The 22,065-nt window shown below is 50.2% G+C and carries 11 protein-coding genes; all 11 read left to right on the top strand.

The window, feature by feature from the left end; all coding sequences use genetic code 11:
- Positions 1-84: 84 nt before the first annotated feature.
- The 11 genes from ACJJI4_RS08755 (at position 85) to ACJJI4_RS08805 (ending at position 21,941) form a co-directional block, all read left to right on the top strand.
- On the top strand, positions 85-249 hold the full coding sequence (locus tag ACJJI4_RS08755; protein WP_444927766.1) for a helix-turn-helix domain-containing protein: 165 nt from the start codon (positions 85-87) through the stop codon (positions 247-249).
- Complete coding sequence (locus tag ACJJI4_RS08760) at positions 239-1,738, top strand: sigma-54 interaction domain-containing protein (protein WP_444927767.1); 1,500 nt, start codon at positions 239-241, stop codon at positions 1,736-1,738. The genes ACJJI4_RS08755 and ACJJI4_RS08760 overlap by 11 nt, the downstream gene beginning before the upstream one ends.
- Before the next feature lie 484 nt (positions 1,739-2,222).
- Positions 2,223-5,720, top strand: coding sequence for a DEAD/DEAH box helicase family protein (locus ACJJI4_RS08765; protein ID WP_444927768.1), 3,498 nt, complete (start codon positions 2,223-2,225; stop codon positions 5,718-5,720).
- 154 nt (positions 5,721-5,874) lie between these two features.
- Positions 5,875-7,449, top strand: a complete 1,575-nt coding sequence (locus ACJJI4_RS08770; RefSeq protein ID WP_444927769.1) for a type I restriction-modification system subunit M — start codon at positions 5,875-5,877, stop codon at positions 7,447-7,449.
- On the top strand, positions 7,446-8,582 hold the full coding sequence (locus ACJJI4_RS08775; RefSeq protein ID WP_444927770.1) for a restriction endonuclease subunit S: 1,137 nt from the start codon (positions 7,446-7,448) through the stop codon (positions 8,580-8,582). The genes ACJJI4_RS08770 and ACJJI4_RS08775 overlap by 4 nt, the downstream gene beginning before the upstream one ends.
- Before the next feature lie 12 nt (positions 8,583-8,594).
- A complete protein-coding gene (locus ACJJI4_RS08780; protein WP_444927771.1) occupies positions 8,595-8,834 on the top strand; it encodes an AAA family ATPase in 240 nt (79 codons plus the stop codon).
- Between the two features lie 607 nt (positions 8,835-9,441).
- Complete coding sequence (locus ACJJI4_RS08785) at positions 9,442-10,533, top strand: ComEC/Rec2 family competence protein (protein ID WP_444927772.1); 1,092 nt, start codon at positions 9,442-9,444, stop codon at positions 10,531-10,533.
- Between the two features lie 2 nt (positions 10,534-10,535).
- A complete protein-coding gene (locus ACJJI4_RS08790; RefSeq protein WP_444927773.1) occupies positions 10,536-11,201 on the top strand; it encodes a hypothetical protein in 666 nt (221 codons plus the stop codon).
- A 110-nt stretch (positions 11,202-11,311) separates the two neighbouring features.
- A complete protein-coding gene (locus tag ACJJI4_RS08795) occupies positions 11,312-12,283 on the top strand; it encodes a metallophosphoesterase (RefSeq protein WP_444927774.1) in 972 nt (323 codons plus the stop codon).
- Positions 12,284-12,350: 67 nt separating this feature from the next.
- The gene (locus tag ACJJI4_RS08800; RefSeq protein ID WP_444927775.1) at positions 12,351-15,671 is read left to right on the top strand and encodes an STY4851/ECs_5259 family protein; all 3,321 of its coding nucleotides are present in this window, start codon (positions 12,351-12,353) and stop codon (positions 15,669-15,671) included.
- Between the two features lie 18 nt (positions 15,672-15,689).
- The gene (locus ACJJI4_RS08805) at positions 15,690-21,941 is read left to right on the top strand and encodes a DEAD/DEAH box helicase family protein (protein WP_444927776.1); all 6,252 of its coding nucleotides are present in this window, start codon (positions 15,690-15,692) and stop codon (positions 21,939-21,941) included.
- The last annotated feature ends 124 nt before the right edge of the window (positions 21,942-22,065 follow it).

Genomic DNA, 22,065 nt, shown 5'->3' on the forward strand with positions numbered 1-22,065 from the left:
TTTGGATATGATCGCTCTTACTGTATTCACAATAGGTTTGGCCAACTGTATTGCCACTTCGCTCGCGTGATAGAGAAGTGGAAAATGAAGATTGCCGATCCCTTGCATGGTATCTGTTTCAACCGTAATGCCGTGATGTTGATAGTCAAAGAAACCGTACAAAAAATCGACATCGAAGCCCTGGATACGCATTGCTGCCTATTCCAGTGTGATATTAGCGATATGTTGGAGCTCGCAGATGAGCCGTAGTAAACGCCAGGTCATGATCAGTTGGGTAGGCGCCAATGATTTGAAGAATACCTCTAACGGTGTAGTAGGTGGGCGGCCCCTCGGGCCTATAGCCTCCACTCTAAAGTCTCATTCATTTGATGCGGTTGAACTGCTGTACAGCTATCCGGAAGCTGAGGTTAATCCCTATTTGCACTGGCTTTCCCAGCAGGTCGAAATACCGATTGAGGCCTATCCTGAGTCGCTAGTCTCACCGGTGGATTTTTCGGCAATCTATGAGGCGGCCGATAAACACCTGGCCAGGCTTGTAGACGAAGGCTGCGAGCTCTCTATATTGCTGAGCCCCGGCACTCCGGCTATGCAATCTATCTGGATACTGTTGGGTAAAACGCGCTATCCCAGTCGTTTCTATCGAGCCTCGATCGAGGAGGGCGTTGAAGAGGTAACCCTGCCTTTTGAATTATCGGCGGAGTATATTCCCGCAGCTAAAGAATTGAGCAGCTCAAAAATCAGCCAGCTAGCAGAAGCCGTCGCGCCGGTAGATGCCGCTTTTGACAGCATCATTACCCGCAACCCGGACATGCAGAGGCTGAAAGCACAGGCCCAGGTTTTGGCCCAGCGCAATGTCCCGGTATTGATCTACGGTGAGACCGGCACTGGCAAGGAGCTGTTTGCCCGAGCCATCCACAATGCCAGTGATAGGGCCAGTCGGCCCTTTATTCCCTTAAACTGCGGTGCGATTCCCTCGGAACTGGTGGACTCGGTTTTGTTTGGCCATACCAAGGGCGCCTTTACCGGTGCAGCCTCCGATAAGGCTGGGGTGTTCGAGCAGGCCCATGGTGGCACCTTGTTTTTAGATGAGTTTGGTGAGCTGGAGCCCAGCGTACAGGTACGGCTATTGCGAGTACTCCAAGAGGGTACTTTTGTTCCTGTTGGTGGCACTAGGGAAAAGCGGGTGGATGTCCGTCTGATTAGCGCAACCCATCGCAACCTGATGGAGGCCGTTGCCAATGCCTCTTTCCGGGAAGACCTGTTCTACCGCATTGCCGTTGGCGTACTGCACTTGCCACCATTGCGCGAGCGAGAAGGGGATCTTTCACTCCTGGCCGGCGTAATCTTGGAAGCCCTGTGTGAGCAAGATGTGGGTTTACGGGGCAAGAAACTATCTCCCGGTGCGATGAACCTTATCCTCAAGCACCCATGGCGGGGCAATGTTCGGGAGTTGCAGTCCAGCTTGCTGCGAGCAGCGCTGTGGTGTCAGGGGGAAACGATTAGTGCGCAGGATGTACGTCAAGCACTGTTTCAGATGCCTGAAAAAAACTCGGGACTGCTGGATAAAGATGTATCGAAAGGCATTGATTTACAGGACTTATGTGATGATGTAATGCGGCATTATATTCCCCTCGCATTCGACGCAGCCCAAGGCAAGAAAACTAAGGCAGCGGAGCTGTTGGGGTTCAAGAGCTACCAAACCCTTGAGAATAAGGCGAAAAAATTGAACATTAGTTAGCCGCTGCCTGCCTGGGGTTGGAGTGAGAATATTCAATTCCAGAGCTGGCCCGCGCTTCGGATATCAGCTATCGGTCATTGGCAGGGGTGGTCTAGGCTCAAGGATAAATAGGTTTACGTTGGGGTAAATATTATTATTCTTGGCATATTTTTTTAGATGTTACCCATGCTTGTAAGCCCACATATTTTTGGGGTTGCCTAAGCTGCTGATTGATGGAGTGTGCTATCTAAACCGCTCTGGGAAGCAACGGGGGTACTCCGATGGAGCTATGCTTTAACCTAATGATATGATTGAGGTTTCTGTATTTAATGTGCGGAGTGTTCGAGGTCGAAAGTGGTGGGGTAAAGAAGAAAACGGCCCAACCATTTAAGCTGAAGAGTCCGCAGGTGTTGGCTTTCTGAGCGGAAAGTTCGGCGTAAATCAGTAGAAGAAAATTTGTTGGCACGACACCTGCATAAGCAGGGATATGGAAATAATAGAATTTATGCAGTCAAAGAATTTTGAGCACTTAAGACCCTTTTGGCCAGATCTAGCCAGTTTAGGGGGCCACGCTGAGCAATACGTTTATAGCGATCCGCAAAGCGCACTGATAAAGCTTCGCTGTTTTGCCGAGAAGCTGGTAGGTATTGTCTACCGGGAATGGCGCCTGCCCAGCTTGCCCAATGAAAAGTTTATTGATCGCCTGGAAAACCACGCGTTTGCCTCGGTTGTTGATCGGGCCATCATCGATAAGCTTCACGCGATTCGCAAAGAGGGCAATAAAGCAGCGCACGAGGGGAAGTTTGGCAAAGGCAGTAGCCTGTGGTTGCTCAAAGAAGCCCATATCCTGAGTTGCTGGTTACTGCTCTCTATTAAAAAGGGTAGCAAAGTTGACTCAACGTCTTTCATAGAACCTTCCAAAACTGTTTCGGCTGAGGCCTTAAGCAAGGCCGCCGTGCAAGCATTGAAGGCCAGCAAAAAACGTGAAGCTGAACATAAAGCTCGCCTTGAGCAGGTCTTGGCCGAGCTTAAAGCCACGCAGCAAGCCGAAATTGATGCCCAGCGCGAAGCGGCCAAGCTAAAGGTTCAGCTCGATGAAGCGGCAATCAATGCGCACAAGCAAGCCAGTGATAATGCCAAAAACCAGTTGGAACTCAACGAGGCGCAAACACGCCGCCGCCTGATTGATACGGAATTGCACAGCCGGGGTTGGGATATCGACCTTGTTAAAGGCAAGAACACTGATGAAGTGAGCTTTGAGGAAGAGGTTGACGGCCAGCCCACCGCTACCGGCACCGGCTACTGTGACTATGTACTCTGGGACGATAACGGAAAACCGCTCGCAGTTATCGAAGCCAAGCGCACACGAGAGAGAGCTGAAAAGGGTCGCCAGCAAGCCAAGCTCTACGCCGACTCCCTAGAGAAAAAGTACAGCCAGCGCCCAGTCATCTTTTATACCAACGGCTACGACATCTTTATCTGGGATGATGCGCAAGATGTTTCCCCCCGCAAGCTCTACGGTTTCTATTCCAAGAGCAGTCTGCAATACCTTGTGGGCCAGCGCAGCACTCGGCAAAATCTCAATACCACACCGGTGGCAACGGATATCGCGGGTCGGATGTACCAGCTCGAATCCATATCAAGAGTGTGTGAGCGATTCAGCGAGGGTCACCGCAAAGCCTTGATTGTACAGGCTACAGGAACCGGTAAAACCCGGGTCGCTATCGCACTCACCAAGCGTATGATTGATGCCCGCTGGGCCAAGCGTGTACTGTTTCTCTGCGACCGCAAAGAGCTGCGCAAACAGGCGGGTAAGGCTTACAACGAGTTCACTAACGAACCGCTCTACATTGTCGGCAAAAGCAAGAAAGAGCACCGTAAAAAATCGCAGATCTATGTAGCCACTTACCCCGGCATGATGAAAATCATGGAGGAGTTTGATCCCGGCTACTTCGACCTGATTATCGCCGACGAATCGCACCGCTCCATCTACAACGTGTTCGGTGACCTGTTCAAATACTTTGATGCTTTTCAGCTGGGCCTCACCGCCACGCCGGTTGAAATGATCAGCCGCTCCACCAGTCAGTTGTTTGGTTGTGATTACAAAATGCCAACCGCCAACTATCCGCTGGAACAGGCGATTGAAGACAAGCACCTGGTCCCCTTTAAAGTCGTCACCCATACCACCCAATTTTTGCGCGAGGGGATTCAGGGCGACAAGCTCAGTGACGAGCAAATTGCCGAGCTGGAAGATCAAGGTTTTGATCCCAATGAGCTGGATTTTAAAGCGGCTGCAATCGATAAAGCCGTTTTTAACAAAGATACCAACCGCGCCATCCTGTGCAACCTAATGAAGAACGGTCAGCGCCTGGCCGACAACCAAACACTGGGCAAGTCCATGGTGTTTGCCCGCAATATTCAGCATGCGGAATTACTCAACACGCTCTTTGCCGAGATGTATCCAGGGTACGGGGGTAACTTCTGTCGAGTGATCCACTCCAAGTACGAGCGAGCTGAAGAGCTGATCGATGATTTCAAGGCTACCGATGGTAAAGACTCCGAAATTACTGTGGCCATCTCCGTAGATATGCTCGATACCGGTATCGATGTGCCCGAGGTGCTCAACCTTGTTTTCGCCAAGCCGGTAAAATCTAAAGTGAAATTCTGGCAGATGGTGGGGCGGGGCACCCGCCTGTGCCCGAATCTCTTTGGCCCCGCCACCGATGGCAGCGATGACAAAAAGAAATTCCTGATCTTTGACCACTGGGGCAATTTCGAATACTTCGAAATGGAGCCGGAGGAGGAAGAGCCCCGCCAAAGTAAATCCCTCAGCCAAAAACTCTTTGAAGCTCGGCTGGCATATGCGGAGGAGGCCCTCAAGCGCGGCGAGATGCAAAGCTTTGGCAAAATGGTCCTATTGATCAAGCAGGATATTGATACGCTGGATAACAACACTATAGCGATCAAAGATAACTGGAAGCTCAAGCAACAGCTGAGCCAGATCGAAGTATTGCAGCAGTTTGCCCCAGCCACCAAAGCGCTGCTTTATGAACAAATGGCCCCCTTGATGCAATGGCGTAATATCCGGGGCGAGAGCGAGGCCTTAAAGTGGGATCTCGATATCGCCACGGCCCAGCATGCCCAGCTCTGCCAACCCAAATTATTGGAGCCCGTCAGAGAGCAGATGCTCAGCAAAGTGCGCAGCCTATCCATGCACTTAAACCAGGTGCGCAGCAAAGCCTCGGATGTCAACGCGCTGCAACAAGATGAATACTGGGCGGCTCCGGACTTCGATAAGCTGGAACATAGCCGCCAGCAGCTCCGCACAGTTATCCATCTGCGGGACAAGGGCGCGGTGCCACCAACGGCGCCGATCCCTATCTACGATATCAAAGAGGACAGCGCGGGTTACCAGGTGGAGGAGCGCAAAACCAATATTCGCACTGTTGACTACGAAATCTACCGGCAAGAAGTGGAAAAAACACTGACGCCGCTTTTCGACAAAGACCCGGTGCTGCAAAAAATCCGTGCCGGAGAGCCGGTCACAGCTGCAGAGCTGGATACCCTCAATGCATTGGTGCACACACAAAACCCCAGCGTCGACCTTGAGCTATTGGCTGAGTTTTACCCGGAGTCCAGTACCGGCGTCGATCAGCTGCTGCGCACTATTATCGGCCTGGACGTGGGGGCGATTGAGCGGCAATTTACCGCGTTTGTGCAAGCGCACCACATCAATCTCAGCGCTCTCCAGCAACGCTTTTTAGGGCTGCTGAAAAGCGAGATTTGCCGCAAAGGACAGATGACTGTTGCAGATCTCTACGAGCAACCGTTCAAAGGCCTGCACCAGGATGGAATCGACGGGCTGTTCGAGGAACACCAAGCGGAGCTGATTGCCAAATTTGTGGCCGGCTTCACTGTCGATACAGAAACACAGAAATCACACCTCAACGTGCCAAGCCAAGCTTCAGAGAAAGCTTCAGAGCAAGCGCAGCCCGTTGAGTAATTTAGAGTTGTACTAAAAAAGCGAAGGAAAGTTCACACTGCACTCGGGACCGTATGCGGCATGGATGCCGATGACGAGCGTACAGGCATGTATTCACAGCGTGTCTCGAGAGCAGTGTGATCATTCCTTCCGACCCAGTAGTAAGAGAAGTAACATGATTACAGGCGCACTAAAAAGCAATATCGACAAACTCTGGGAAGAGTTTTGGACCGGCGGGATTACCAATCCCCTCACCGTGATCGAGCAGATCACCTTCCTGATGTACGCACGCCTGCTGGATATGAACGAGACCACCGACGAGAAAAGGTCCCGGCGTACCGGCAAGACTTTTAAGCGCCGCTTTAACAGAAAGCAACAACACCTGCGCTGGCAAAAGCTGATGCATATCGAGTCCGCCGACAAATTGTTGGAGACCGTGCGCGATGAGCTGTTCCCTTACTTCAAGGAGAGTAGTGCCGAGAGTAACGAGGGCACGCTGTTTGCGGAGTTTATGAAAGACGCCCAGCTGATGATCCAGAAGCCCTCGCTGCTGGTGCGCGCGCGGGATATGGTCAATGACCTGCCGCTGGAAAAGGGCGATACCAAGGGTGACCTCTACGAGTATCTGCTAAGCAAGCTGACCACCGCCGGTATTAATGGCCAGTTCCGTACCCCGCGCCATATTATTCGCGCCATTATCGAATTGATGGACCCCGACGCAACCGACCGCATCTGCGACCCGGCCTGCGGCACAGCGGGTTTTTTAAGCACCACTTACGAATTTATCCTGCAAAAGTACAGTTCGCCAGAGGGCACCATTACCGAGCGGGTCACCAATGAAAAAGGTGAGCAAGAAGCGCAGACCCTCTATACCGGTGACCTTTTGTCCAAGCACCGCCGGCATGTAGACCGCGATATGTTCCACGGCTTCGACTTCGATGCCACCATGTTGCGTATCGCCGCCATGAACCTGGTGATGCACGGCGTGGCCCAACCGGATATCCACTATCAGGACACCTTGAGCCAGGGCTTTATCGACAGCTTTCCTAAAGAGGCCAAAGAGGGCTTCGACCTGGTGCTGGCAAACCCGCCGTTTAAGGGCAGCCTGGATGAGGAGGATGTCGATCCGGAAATCCTGCGCACGGTGAAAACCAAAAAGACCGAGCTGCTGTTTGTCGCCCTGATCCTGCGCATGCTTAAAGTCGGTGGCCGCGCCGCCGTGATCGTACCCGACGGCGTGCTGTTCGGCTCCTCCAAGGCTCACCAGCAGTTGCGCAAAACCCTGATCGAAGACAACCAGCTGGAGGGTATTATCAGCCTGCCCAGCGGGGTGTTTAAGCCCTATGCCGGTGTCAGCACGGCAGTCATGATCTTTACCAAAGGGGGCGAGACCGACAAAGTCTGGTTCTACGATCTGCAAGCGGACGGTTTTTCACTGGACGATAAGCGCACCCCGCTCACCGGCAAAGGCAGCAATGATCTGCCGGACCTGATTACCCAGTGGCATAAGTACAGCGCTAAGGCCATGGCCGGCAAATCCGTCAAGAAATGGACCGATAAAACCGCCAAGGCATTTCTGGTGGATAAGGCCGAGATTGCCAGCAATAAGTACGACCTCTCTATTAATCGCTACAAGGAAGTGGTGTATAAGGAGGAGCAATACGACCCGCCCAAGAAAATTTTAAAGCGCTTAAAGGCGTTGGAAGTGGAAATCCAGAAGGAGCTGAAAGAGCTGGAGGGGATGTTGTGAGTTGGCCGTTAGCCTTACTAGGAGATCATCTAAATATTTTATCTGGTTTTGCCTTTAAGTCATTGAGCTTTAATACAGCTGGCGAGGGCCTTCCTCTAGTAAGAATCAGGGATGTTGTATCTGGTAGCTCAGAAACTTATTACTCAGGTGAATATTCTGAAGACTATCTATTATCAGATGGTGATCTTCTGATTGGAATGGATGGAGATTTCAATCGAGAAAAGTGGGCTGGTGGAAAAGCGCTACTAAATCAACGAGTGTGCAAAGTCACGGCAAAACCTGAAACACTAGACCAGGGTTACTTATATCATTTCTTACCTCGAGCTTTAGCTAAAATTCATGCGGAAACACCTGCTGTTACGGTTAAGCACTTGTCGGTTAAGGGTATAAAGGCTATTGAAATCCCCCTCCCACCCCTAAAAGAACAAAAACGCATCGCCGCCATTCTGGATAAGGCCGACAACCTGCGCCGCAAACGCCAGCAAGCCATCCAGCTCGCCGACGAATTCCTCCGCTCCGTTTTCCTGGATATGTTTGGTGATCCGGTGACGAATCCGAAGGGGTGGGATGTTAAAAAATTCGGTCAAATTGGTACTTTAGATAGAGGTAAGTCGAAGCATCGCCCTAGAAATGATCCCGCCTTATTGGGAGGGCGGCATCCTTTGATTCAAACTGGTGATGTATCTAATTCTAGTGGGTATATAACAAAGTATACCTCAACATATTCAGACCTTGGACTAAGCCAAAGTAAGAAATGGCCTGTTGGAACATTGTGCATAACCATTGCGGCGAATATAGCGAAAACTGGAATTTTAACTTTTGAGGCGTGTTTCCCAGATAGTGTTGTTGGGTTTACAGCAAATGAATTGACAACAAATGAATATATCCAGCAATGGCTTGGTTTTCTTCAGAAGACCTTAGAGGCGTCTGCTCCAGAGTCAGCTCAAAAAAATATCAACTTGGAAATATTAAGAGGGCTTGATGTACCGGTACCGGATATAGCCCTTCAAAAAAAATTTTCAGCACTTGTGTCAATTTTGGTCGCAAACAATGAACAAAAGTTGCATTCTGATGCAGAAATTAAGCAACTATTTGGAGCAATAAGTCAAAAAGCCTTTTCAGGAAAACTATAATAAGAATTATTCATGAGAATAACAAAGCTATCCCTGACCAACTTTCGCTCCTTTGGCAAAAGCCAGAATATCGACTTTGCCCCCGTTACACTCCTATTTGGGCCTAACAGTGTAGGCAAAAGCACAGTTTTACTTGCACTGTTCTACTTGCAGCAGATTCTGAAAAAAGGTCAGTGTGACCCAATTCGCATCGAAGCGCAGGGAGATAAGTATATCGGTGGCTTTAAAAACTTGGATAATAGTCGGGATTGAAATATAGAGAGCAGCTATGCCCGCCTCTAGAGCAAAGGCTGTCAATACTCCTTTGGTATCTAGAGGCGCTTGTAGCGGTCTAACACGCTGCTAGCTAACTACACTAAGAAAGTAATCAAGTGATGTTTTGCTCTTGGTAGGAAGTGCTCTATCATTTTTTGATACGGGCCTTCCTTGCAAACCATACCCAAGAGGCGACACCCTCCCGCATTCCTAACCGTAGAACCATCCCTCCAAAGGGGTACTGTCTAAGCCGCTGCCTGAATACACAGCTTCCTCGCTGCCAAGCTTATCCGGGCGGAAGCGGATACTTTATTGCTCGCCCCAACTTCACGCATTGAGTTGTGAATCTTAAATCCTCCGCCAATGATTCCCTATCCGCCGGGCAGCCCCGCAATGGTTCAGCCACTCAAGTTCTGCAAAGGTGGTCTCCAGTGAGCTTCTGGATAACGAATATAAGAAAACTTATCCCTACATAAATTAAGTTATTTCATTTTACCGGCGATCTTTTTGAGTTCACATCTAACCTGTTGATTTATAAGCAAAAACCAACTTGGCATAGAAGTTGATCGTTATCTCATAACTTAATCAAAAAAGGACAAAAGTTATGGGATACGAAGTTGATTTTCTCGGTGTGGGTGATGAATCCAAAAGTGGGGATGCGATTGCAATCCGCTTCGGCAACCTGCATGGCGGCCGGGACGAGCAGACGGTGGTAGTGATCGACGGGGGCTTTAAAGATACGGGGGCGGCGCTGGTGGCGCATATCAAGGAGCATTTCGGCACGAATCAGGTGGATATTGTGATCAATACTCACCCAGACCAGGACCATATTAATGGCTTGGAGACGGTGTTAGATGAGCTGGATGTGAAAGAGTTGTGGATTCACCAGCCCTGGGAACACAACCAGGGGCTGGCCCAACACTTCAAAGATGGCCGGGTGAGCGACAACAGCCTTAGCGAACGCTTAAAACAAAACCTGGAAAAGGCTTGGTCACTGGTTCAACTTGCCGAGTCAAAGGGGGTGGTTATTCGCGAGCCCTTTACCGGTGAGCAGGACACCAGCGGCATACTGAAAGTCTTGGGCCCGTCCCTCGAATATTACGAATCTCTAATCCCCGATTTTGAAGGTATGCCGGAGCGGGCCCCCGTAACCGAAGCAGCACAGAGTATTTTTGATAAGGCTGTGGCCGCGCTCAAACGCTTCTTCGCGACCTGGGGTGATGACCAGATCGATGACGAGGGCGTAACTTCCGCAAAAAATAACTCCAGCGTGATCACCCAGCTGGTTATCGATGGGCGCAGGTTACTGTTTACCGGGGATGCAGGGATTCAGGCGCTTGAAATGGCGGCGGACCAAGTGGACGGTTGCACAAGCGGTGCCGAACTCAAGTTGATGCAGATCCCCCATCACGGCAGCAAGCGGAATATCGGCACCACGGTTTTGAACCGCTTGATTGGCGAGCCGGTAATACAGGGAGGGTCTCGCGGTATTACCGCTATTGCCTCAACGGCAAAAGAGGGCGAGCCAAAACACCCGAGAAAGGCGGTGATGAATGCGTTTACCCATCGCGGGGTAGGCGCCTTGGCAACCCGTGGCAATGCCATTCTCGTTAACCATGATGCACCGCAGCGAGAGGGCTGGGCATACCTTGAGCCAGAGCCCTATCACTTCGAGTACGAAGATGAGGAAGCTTAAGCATGGCTGGCCTTTCTCTGAAAACGCAAAATACTGCTCCGCTGACACTACTGGTATTGCTGCAATTGCTGGCGGTGCACGGCTTTAATTCAGCCTCATTCGATATCAATCTACTCACCTCAATCAAGGAGGCCGGCGGGGTGATGCTGGCTATTGGCGTCTTGGCCAGCTGGCTAAGCTATTTACTGCCCACAGGCCTAAAGAACACCTTGATATTCCTGCGCCTGCGGAATGTGCTCCCCGGCCATCGCTTTATTCAGCTGGCGGAGGCCGACCCGCGCATAGATGCCCAGTTGCTCAAAGAGAAAGTGCCAGGCTACGAATCCCTCTCGTCGGACCATAAGGCACAAAATAGTTACTGGTATCGAGAGTTTTATCGCCCGGTATCCGCCCAGGATGAGGTGGCTTCTACGCACAAGTCCTATTTGCTCTACCGGGACGCCGCAACGGTTTCACTGCTGTGCGCCGCAATTTTTGTATTGGCAAAGCTGCTACTGACTGAATCGATGTCTGCGTTTGAGTTAGTTTCCGGCGCGGTATTCCCGCTGGCCGCTTTGGGTTTCGCCCTGGCCGCCGGCCATGCGGGTTGCAGATTGGTAACGACAGCGGTGGCAATTCGTATGGCGAAGCTTGCATTAGCTTCACAGCCGGGGGACGCTTCCGCTTAGTTGATTTTGTTGCTATTGATAGTTGGGATGTATTTATAGCGCGCTTGACGCGCAGTGTTTATGGTTTTTAGGACCTTTGAGTAATTCGGTAATCTTTGCGCAAACCAGTGATGTTGCGGAGTTATTCACAGGCGCTTTTACAGGGTAGGATCAGTATGGAGCACAGTGGCTACGATATTATTGGCGATATTCATGGTCATGCAGGAGCATTGATCGAGTTGCTGGAAATACTCGGTTACCGCGCGACCGCCAGTGGTTATGCACATCCACAGCGCAAAGTTATCTTTCTTGGGGATTTTATCGACCGGGGTGAGCAACTGGTTGAGCACCGCAAGCTTTTGAGTATAGTGATGGCCATGGTCGACAATGGTCATGCCAAAGCGATTATGGGCAATCACGAATTTAACGCCCTGGCTTATCATACGGAAGTTGATGGCAAGCCCTTGCGCCCACATACCGATAAAAATACCAAACAACACCAGGCTTTTTTGAATGAGTACTCCAAGAGTGATCCAGAAAAGGCTCGGGTTCTGAATTTCTTTAGCTCACTGCCGTTGTGGCTTGATCTAGGTCCGCTGCGAGCCGTACACGCTTGCTGGGATCAAAGCAGCGTTAACTTTTTGGCCGCAAGAGCGGTGGGTGCGAGGTTAACCCCTGAGCTGTTACTGCAAGCGAGCTGCCAGGGCAGCGAGGCCTTTAATGCGGTGGAGACTTTGCTCAAAGGGTGTGAGGTTGATCTGCCTGACGGGGTGAGTTTCCTGGATAAGGACGGCAACCGCCGCGCTGCCGTCCGCGTTCAGTGGTGGAGCCGTCACGCGAAAGCATTGGGTGAGATTGCATTGCCAGCGGGTGTTGATATTGGCTTAGCGGCCAATCTGCCGCTACCCGCTGCTATTCCTCATTATCCCAGCGCCCATAAGCCTTGTTTTATCGGTCATTATTGGTTGCGCGGTGAGCCCGCTCCCCTAGCGGATAATGTGGCCTGTCTCGATTACTCGGTAGCGGGAAATGGCAAGTTGGTCGCCTACCGCTTTGATGGCGAGCAGCTATTACAAAAAGACAAGTTTGTGTTTGTTGCCTAGTTGCTCTCCGGTTAAATTCTATTACTTGGATTTCACAGTAATCTACTGGGAATAAATGGAGGTTCAGATGAGTGTAGTCGCCGCAGTGCCAGCGAAAGAGTGGCTGGCAAGGTTTCGCATTTTCCGCAGAGTCGATGGGGCAAAGATTCCCGATGGCCGCCCTTTGTTTGGATACCAGGTCACCAGTGATGAGTATAGCGAGCTTGCCCAAGTATTGACGGAAGGGTTTGCTGATCTCCACCGGCCTATCCAAAGGCCATATTGGTACGCTTGTTTTTGTTTGTATGTGGCCGAATCCTTTCGCCGTAATTACGACGCGAGTGAAGGGGGGTGGTCGTGGAATGGTTTTGAGCGTGCGCTCGATATTGAGCTGACGACGTCACAACGCAGCGAGGCCCTGGAAGAGGGGCTGGTCAAGTATTGGGGGCGTCCCATCCGCAGGCGCGCTGCGGGCCGGGATATTCTCGGTTCGCTATTTTCCGAGGGAGGCCTGCCCTGGAAATTGGTACAGCATGATCACCATGGATTCGGTCGGGCGGTACGTGCGGGCCTAAAGAATTTTTATGAAAATCGCGATGCAGGCCGCAGTACCGCAGAGTTCCTTGGTGATTACCTCGCATCTTTACCCCAAAGCTTTCGCAATACGGAAACACGGCAGTTGCTTGCGGGGATTGTTGAGCAATTAGTCGCTCTGGTAGAAAACCATCCCATCACGGATGAAGAAGACCCGGCAAGCTACCTCGATAAACATGAAGAGGCTTGGCGGCACGGTTTCCCCATTCCCTTGGGGGAAGAAAATGGCAAGCGGTTGGTGAATGACTGGTTGCGCCGGGCCGATCGAAGCCGGGGCGAGCGCCAGCAAAAGGCAAAAGCGCAGCCCTCTACAGTGTGCAGGCATTGGCTGGACCCGGATCATTTTTACAGCCAGGCTTTGATCACAGAGATTACTTTACCCAAGGAATTGTGCTTTACAGTGAATCCGCCGGCGCTGCGGAGTACCCGCCTTGAGCTGGGCTTCTATGAAGGGGAGACTCTGCTTCACAAAGCGGGGGCACTATACGGCCAACTAATTGACGAGGGCGAGGAGGGCTTTAAGCTTTCGGTTAATTTTCCACGTCAATACTATCGACTCTCTCGGCGGCAGTATTCTCTGTCTTTGAAGTTGGCATTTTTGGCAAATGGCCAAGAGATTTATGCTGAAACCATCGCGGAAAGTGCGGTTGCTTTTTCTGAGGTACCGCTGTTATTCGAGAGAGATGATCAGGGTTGGGTTTTGAGCGGTGACGGCTCAAGCCGATTCGCCGCCGAGGAAGCCCTTTTGTGGGTACCTTTAACTGCTGAGCTCGAAGGTGAGGGTGCTCCTTGTCGACATGAGGATAGCCACGGGCGTTGGCTCACGGTAACGAATAGTATTCGAGTTCGATTGGGAGAGGAGCTTTATCGTTTCGCGCCGGGGATGCCAGGTTCAAAGACTGGTGCGGTGCAGCTCAAGGGCCGGGTAATGCTGGACAAGTCCCTGCCAGGAAGTGTGTACCGTGGCTGGCCACAGCTGACTTTGGATACGATCACTAGCAAGAGCACAGCATATTCACGCTACATCAATGGTAAGCGAGTGGTTAGTGAGAGCGCGCCGGATCGCTATGGCGCTTTCCGTTATAAGGTCGCCAATAGTGAGGGCGAGACGATTCTCCTGCGCCGCTTTGGTGTTTTGCCTGAAGATATAACACTCAGCTCATTCCCGGCCTATGCCAGAACTCCGGCCCAGGTTCGAGTCAAAACATCTGCAAATTTACAGGTCCGGGTAAGCGGTGAAGGTATCGCCTCCAGTAAAGGGGAATTCGATAACGGGGTCATAACCGCACCGTTAAAATGTCACGGCACTAATCCGCCGGCTAAATTCTACTTGTCACTTTGCAGTAATGGCGAAGCTCCAGTTGAACTAGAACTGGACTTTCCATATGAGGGGGTTCGTTTCATTTCCGCTAGTGGAGAAGAAGACACACCTACAGAGCTGTTGCTTGAGGAGTTATTAGGCAGCCAGTTGGTATTGACCAGTGGGGCCATGGGGCAACAAGTATTTAATATTCAGTTGCAACTCGCGGGGAGTGGTGCGCAGATCCATCGCTACTACTCGGTTATCGCATGTGATCGCCCCGTGACCTTATCACTATTTGCCTTTACCAATGATATTCGCCAGATGCTGGGAGCCACAGGAGACCAAGACAGCTACATCCGTTTTAGTATCGATTCGCAACAGCCACTGATGCGATTTGATATACGCCGATTTAATGGTCGTCTCGAACGGGAAGGCCACGATAGTTTTCGCCTCCAAGGAGCGCGAGCTACGCGAGTAGGGGAGCCGCGCAAAGCCGAAATAATGCTGCTGTCCGATCCGGCAATGAAGCCAATAGAGCTGGAAGAGACAACTACCTGTGGCGTGGGTATGGGGGCATTTGAACTGCCTGCCAAAATAAAGAGCGATGGCCCATGGCTGATTTATCCAAAACCCGGCGCTGCTGACCAGTTTCGCCCGGTCCTTGTACCTCGTAATCAAGTCGATACGCAAGAGAGGGACATCCATTCCCTACACGCTGCGGCCAAAGCGTTCCACCCCAGGGATAATCCCGCTGTTATTGATAGTCAGATCCAGCGTATGGCTGAAGATCTATCCCACAGTGGCTGGAGCTATTTGGAGGAGTTGTTAGAGAACTTTGATCACTTGCCACTTTCCACATTTGAGGCCTGGAAAGCGTTGGCTCGGAATCTCCGCACCCTGGCACTCGCAACCCTACGGCTAAATTTGGATGAGGCGAAAGCGCTGCGATTCCAAGAGGAGCTTTCGATCATTTGGGAATATATTCCCCTGTCCACTTGGCGAACGTGCTACCAGGGATACACCAATTGGATAAAGCGTAGCGGTGTCCCACAAACCGTCGTCGACACTATTTTGACACAGCGTAGCCAGATTCTTGAGAGTCTTATTTCTGGCTACAGAGAAGTGTTACCTTATATCCAGGGAGGCGGTTGTGGTGATCTGAAGAGGGTAGCAACTGGTGAACTGTTAAGGCATTTCTTCCAGGAGTTACGCAGAAACCATACTGAAGTGGATAGTTGGCCCAATTATCTGGGTTCAAGCTTGAGACGGTGGGTTTTAGCAAAACAAGTTGACTCTCAGCTGTACGATTACTCGAATACACATGAAACCAATGCGCTGGCTTATTTGCCCGTTTTTCTTGGGTACGTAACAGCAGGGCTAGCTAAGCCTGAGGACTTGGAGGTAAGCCCGGATTTTATGAAGTTCGCTATTCGGGCAATTGCGGACTTCGATCGGCAAGGGTGGTTTATACCCGCTCATGCCTCGGTAACCACATATTTGATGACAGAATGATAGCAGGGAGAGCGTACGATGAAATTTTTTGAGAGTTTAGTCGAGCAGTCACTCAGTCGCGCTAAGCAGTCTACCCTTGGCATTTTGGGGATCAGTGATTCAAATTGGCGAGCTCATATTGAGAGTCAGATGACAGAAGAGTTGGGTGCTGAAGGTTGCTTTTTAGCACCCCCTGTTTTTGAGCACACATTCGGCTGGGCGCCTGCGGATGTCAGCCTCGATAGCCTCTCTGGTGGTTTGCTGGAACCGGAATTGGTGGGAACACTTGCTAACGCAGGCAATGGTTATGGGCTGCCCGGCCATATCTATCCTTATACGCATCAGCTGACTGCGTGGAATACGCTCCTGGACGATCAACCAAAATCGGCTGTAGTTACAAGTGGCACCGGCTCTGGGAAGACCGAGTGCTTTATGATTCCAATTCTTAACGATTTAATCCGCGAGACTAAGCAGGAGGGGCCGTTAGTTGGCGTTAGGGCTCTATTTCTCTATCCGCTCAATGCCTTGATTAATTCTCAGCAAGAGCGCCTGGATGCCTGGACACGAGACTACCAGGAGCGCATTCGTTTTTGTTTGTATAACGGTAATACGGAACATTTTGAGTCCAAGGTGCGTAAAGAGCAGAGTGAGCGACTCAATCAGGTTCTTTCACGCGAGCGCATGCGAAAAAAACCGGCGCCAATCATGCTGACCAACTCCACCATGCTGGAATACATGCTGGTGCGACAAGAAGATGCGCCCATCTTGGAAATCTCTCGCGATGCGCAGTCTTTGCGTTGGATTGTTTTGGATGAGGCGCATACCTATATCGGCTCCCAGGCTGCGGAATTGTCCCTGCTTTTGCGCAGGGTACTTCACGCTTTCGGCCGCGAAGCCAAAGACGTACGATTTGTAGCGACCTCCGCCACGATTGCCGACCAGGATGCGGAAACCAAATTGAAGTCCTATTTGGCTAGCCTGGCCGGAGTGAGTGAGTCTCAAGTGGTGGTGATTGGCGGCCACCGCAGTATTCCGAAATTAGAGATTACTGGTGAAGCTACGTTGGCGACGCGCGATAGCATCAGTAGTATCGAGCACAACTGTGAAGTGTCTCCCGCCCGCTATGAGGCTCTTTCGCACTCTCTTATTGCCTCTCGTTTGCGAAACTCAATAGTGTCAAATAAAGAGGAGAAACCACAGACACTCAACGAGTTAGTTGCAGCGGTTAAGGGGTTGTTACCGGAATTGGGACAGCAGGCCCTACAAAGGGAAGTCCTGGCTTGGATCGACTTGATGAGCGGTACTAAAAAGGAAAATGGTGGCGAGCCATTTTTGAAACTGAGGGCCCATTTCTTTCAGCGCATGCTACACGGGTTGTGGTCCTGTATTGATGCCAGCTGTCCAGAAAAATCCATCCATCTTAAGGGATGGCCGTTTGGTAACTTGTACGTTACTGAAAGGGCCCGTTGTAAATGCGATGCGCCAGTATATGAAGTTGCTCTCTGTAACGATTGCTCAACCCCCCATCTGCTGGCTGAGGACAATAATGGATTTCTTCAGCAGCGCAGTGTACTTGTGCAAGATGAGTTTGCATTATCAGTCGAGCATACATTTGAGGATGAGGAAACGAACAACCTTTTGAATGAATCTCAGGCCCCGGATTCACAATGGGTGATCGCTTCGCCTTTGACCGCAGGTAGTTTGGCTGGGAAAAATAACCAGGCCCTTGAAATCTATACCGAAGCAAGAGTTGATGCCACCAGTTTGGAAGTTAATATGCTCTCAGCGGAGCGAAATATTAATTTTTTATACTCTAGTGAACAAGAGGCCGGTTGCGGGGCCTGTTCAAGTAAGGGTTTTGCTGATCGAAAATTCTATCGCTTATCTTATTTCGGTGCCCCTTTTTATATTAGCAATGCTGTCCCTACAATCCTGGAGTACTGTCCTGACCCGGATAAGAATGATTTGAAGGGCTATTCACCAGAGGAATTGCCTGGCCGTGGCCGCAGGTTGATTACCTTTACTGATAGTCGCCAGGGAACTGCGCGGCTCGCCGTAAAAATGCAGCAAGAGGCTGAGCGCTCCAGTTTGCGTGGGCTTGTATTCGAAACACTTCGAAATCAACAGGCAGAGGCCGAAGTGTCGGCCAATAAATCTTCTGCGGCCATTAGCTATAAGGAACTTCTAGCTGCGGCTGAAGCTATAGCTGACCCTGCTCTGAAGCAGACCCTTCTAAAGCAAGCGGAGTTACAAAAAAAGCAGCCAGGCACGCCGGAAATTTTAATGGATTTTGACTCAATGGTTCGCGAACTAGCTGAAAACCCAGCGGTTAGCAATGGCATCGTTCGCTATAACCGCTATGCCAACCCCGAATTATTTAGTAGTGGCGACGAGGCGAACACTATGGGGAGGCTACTGCTAGCTAGAGAGTACGCCCGCCGCCCCAAAAATCAGAACAGTACTGAAACCTTGGGCATGATTAAAGTTGGCTATAAGGGATTGGATAGCATTCAGTATTGTCCAGAATATTGGCAAGATGCAGAAACTCAAGCGCCTGGCGTGAGCAGGCGTCGCCTAGACCTCAGTGATTGGCGTGACTTTCTCAAGGTAGCCCTGGATTTCGTAGTTCGTGAAAATACCTATTTGGCACTTGAGGAAAATCTTCGAAACTGGATGGGAGCCCGCTTTACCCCCAAAGCTTTGGTGTCACCCGATGCAAAGATAGAAGAAAATACTCGAGTAAAAAAGTGGCCCACTGCCAAATCGGGGCCGTATCGTTCACGCCTGATTAAGTTATTAGAATTAGCGACCGATAAGGATATTTCGCAACAAGCTGACCTGGATGTAATCAACCTATGGCTGCGACAGGCCTGGCAAGACCTGATAAAAGCGCGAATATTGGAGCAGAGCGGTGCTGGCTATGTGCTGAAACTGCGTAAATTGAACTTCTCACTGCCGAATCAGGCTTGGAAGTGTCCAGTTACTGGCAAGCTTTTGGATACGGCCTTTGTTGGCCTGACGCCCTATTTACCGCGAAAATACAGAGAAGGAAGTTTTCATTGCACTCCGCTGACATTGCCAGAGTGGACCAAGCTGGAATCTGCGGAGAGTGGCAAGGACAAGGTTAACAATGTTCGTCAGCTATTGAACGCTGACCCTGCGGTGCAAGACTTACGTGCGCAGGGCGTGTGGTCCAACTTATCTGATCGTGTTGCAGAGGGGGGGTACTATTACCGTACGGCGGAACACTCTGCGCAACAGTCATCTGACGCTCTTAAGAGTTATGAGGATCTGTTTAAGTGTGGACAGGTAAACGTATTGAATTGCTCGACCACCATGGAGATGGGGGTAGACATTGGAGGTATATCGGCAGTGGTGATGAACAACGTACCACCACATCCGGCAAACTATTTACAGCGTGCCGGCCGAGCTGGTCGCCGTAGTGAATCGCGAGCAATTGCCTACACAATTTGTAAGAATGATCCGCATAATCAGCGGGCCTTCTCAAACCCCAAGTGGCCTTTTGTATCGGCGATTCCTGCACCCACAATCACCCTCAGCTCTGAACGTATTGTTCAACGGCATGTACACTCTTTGATGTTGGGAATATTCTTAAGAAAGTTCCAACTTACATTTACTGATAATACTAAACTCAATGTTAAGTGGTTCTTTTATGGGCAAGAAGAATCACCGTGTCAAAAATATATTGCCTGGACAAAATCTTTGCCCGCAGATCTTGAGCAACCTATACAGCGTTTGCTGTGGGGTACAGTGCTTGCAGGTGTTGAACCCCGGTTACTTGTTTCTGAATCTACGGCCAGGTTGGAAAAACTTCAGCAACGCTGGAGTAGTGAATTCGAAAGTTTGATGTCAAAGCAAACTGCGGCAAGTGATGAGGCTTATAGAAAAGCTCTAACATTAGAATTAAAGCGGCATGAAGAGGAATACCTACTGCGCGACTTGGCAGCTCGAGCTTATCTGCCCGGCTATGGATTTCCGACAGATGTTGTCAATATTAATACTTATAATTATGAAGAATTCAGGAATCGTAAAGCTAAGAAGACCAATGCTTCGCGAGAAGATAATATCTTTTGCTATAAAGAAAAGCCGAGTCGTGGATTGGATGTTGCGATTCGAGAGTATGCACCGGGTGGAGAAATTGTTATCGATGGGCGGGTCTATCGCAGCGCAGGCGTCAGTTTACACTGGCACTCAGGGGGTGCGCTAAACGAAGCCCAGAAGTTTGATATTTCCTGGCGGTGTAAGCGTTGCGGTGACTCAGGAGTGCAGGAAAACGCCTTTAGTAATAGTAATGAAATCCATTGCCGGAGTTGTAACCATCCGGTAGCTAATTCAGAGAAAATGTTGGTGTTGAGGCCGGCTGGCTTCCTTACTGACTTTTATGAGAATACGACCAATGACATTACCTCCCAAAAATACATTAGGGTAGAACCTCCCCGCATCAGTGTAACAGGTACTCGTATCACTTTACCGGATAGCCGATTAGGTTATATCCAGTATGGCCATGAGGGAACAGTGTTCCACCATTCATCTGGCGAAAACCAGAATGGTTATGCGATTTGTATGGCTTGCGGGCGTGCGGAATCCATGTTGGCCAATGGAAAAATACCAAAGGCGCTGCAGCCTGGCTCCTATCATCGGCCATTGGGCGGAAAAAAAGGTGCGGATAAATCTAAAACCTGTAGTAACGAAAAAGTAAAACCTAATATTTATCTTGGTTATCAAACTGCGACAGATGTACTTGAGGTCTACCTTAAGAACCCTGCAAATGGTGAGTGGCTACCTAACACTAATGAAGGGCAGTCCATAGCCGCAACTATTGCAGTCGCCCTTCGAGATGAAATTGCTTCAAGGCTTGGGATTGACAGTACCGAAATGGGGTTTGGATTTCGAAAAGACCGAGACCCAGACCAGGGCGCCGAACGTTTTGTCATCCAAGTTTACGATCGTGTCAGTGGAGGTGGGGGGTTCTGCACCTCTGAGGTTGGCAGTATTGCGCAGTTGCTGACCGGCGCGTACAAGCGCCTGTTGTGCTCGGCAAATTGTGAAAATGTCTGTTCTGCTTGCCTGACCGGACAAGATAGCCGCGTAGAGTTGGAGAGTTTGGATCGCCATAGCACGCTGGATTGGCTCAACTCCATAAAACTAATCGAACACCTTGAGATCCCTTCGGAGTTTAACCCGATTCCGGGAGCTCGGCACTGCGCCATAAGTCCGATGGAATGGATGCGGACAAAACTTCAAAGCGGCGCTAATCTAGTGACTGTACGTGTGCCTAGTGAAGAGGTTGATATTAGCCATAAGGATTTCCGTGACCTGATATTGGGATGGAAAGTCATTGATAAAGTTACTGTTAGATTGTTGCTTGAGGACAAAGTTGTTTTGTCTGATGAGCTTAAACATAACTTAAAGCTGCTACATCGCTTAGGCATTGAAATTGCCATGATGCATTCGCCTGTCAAAGAGCAAAGTGTATATATGGGGCTTCAGGTTGGAAACGGCAGCGATGTAGCTACCTTGGTGAGCCATCATCCCAGCACATTGGCTCCGGGAGAAGGGTGGTTGCGAGGGAGCTCAAAGGATGTATTGATCTCCACAGAAGAGTTTTCTGGATTCGAATTTACGCCTATTCCCGGTGATATGTTAAGTGTCAATATTCCTGGGGCGCAAGTTATCGAGTTAAGCAGCGAGTTGAATGGGCGGATGATCAACTTTCATACGCGCTTCGCTCAGTTTCTACAAGAAAAGGTGCCCACACTTCAACAACAATTTAACAATGATCGGGTTAAGAAAATAAACTATAGCGATCGCTACCTGAAGTCCCCTTGGACAATACTGCTACTGGAAAAAATGTTATCGAGCTTCCCTTTAGCGGAGGGGGAAGTAGAGATTCAGACGCTCAGTGTCCGAAGGCAACCCTCATCCCCCTTTATTGATGCAAACTGGAGCGACCCGGATGATCAGCGCGGTGTTATTGCCGAGTGGCTTGGCAATAACCTTGGAGCAAATGTGAATGTGTCTATGGAAGAAAACCCAAGGGACATGTCCCATGGTCGAGTCCTTATTCTAGAATGGGAATCTGGCAAGAGCACTAAGATCTTGTTGGACCAAGGGGTGGGATACTGGAGGAAGGTAGATAGTAAAAATGATCGATTTTACTTCCAGGAGAGCGTTTCACAGCAAATTGAAGCGATCAAGAGCTATCAAAACAGAGCGAGTGTGATTAATGGCGCTACATGGCCAACTTTTATCACTGTGATTACTCAGTGATAAAAGTTGAGTTAGCCAAATCTATTGATAGCTCAATACTAGTTGCGGTCCCTACTTCCTGTTAGCAGGTGGCTGGAAGTAGGGACCGCATCTTGACGTAGGGACTAAATGGTATAATTGTTGG

This window comes from Microbulbifer maximicatervae (SeqCode), from assembly GCF_052467305.1.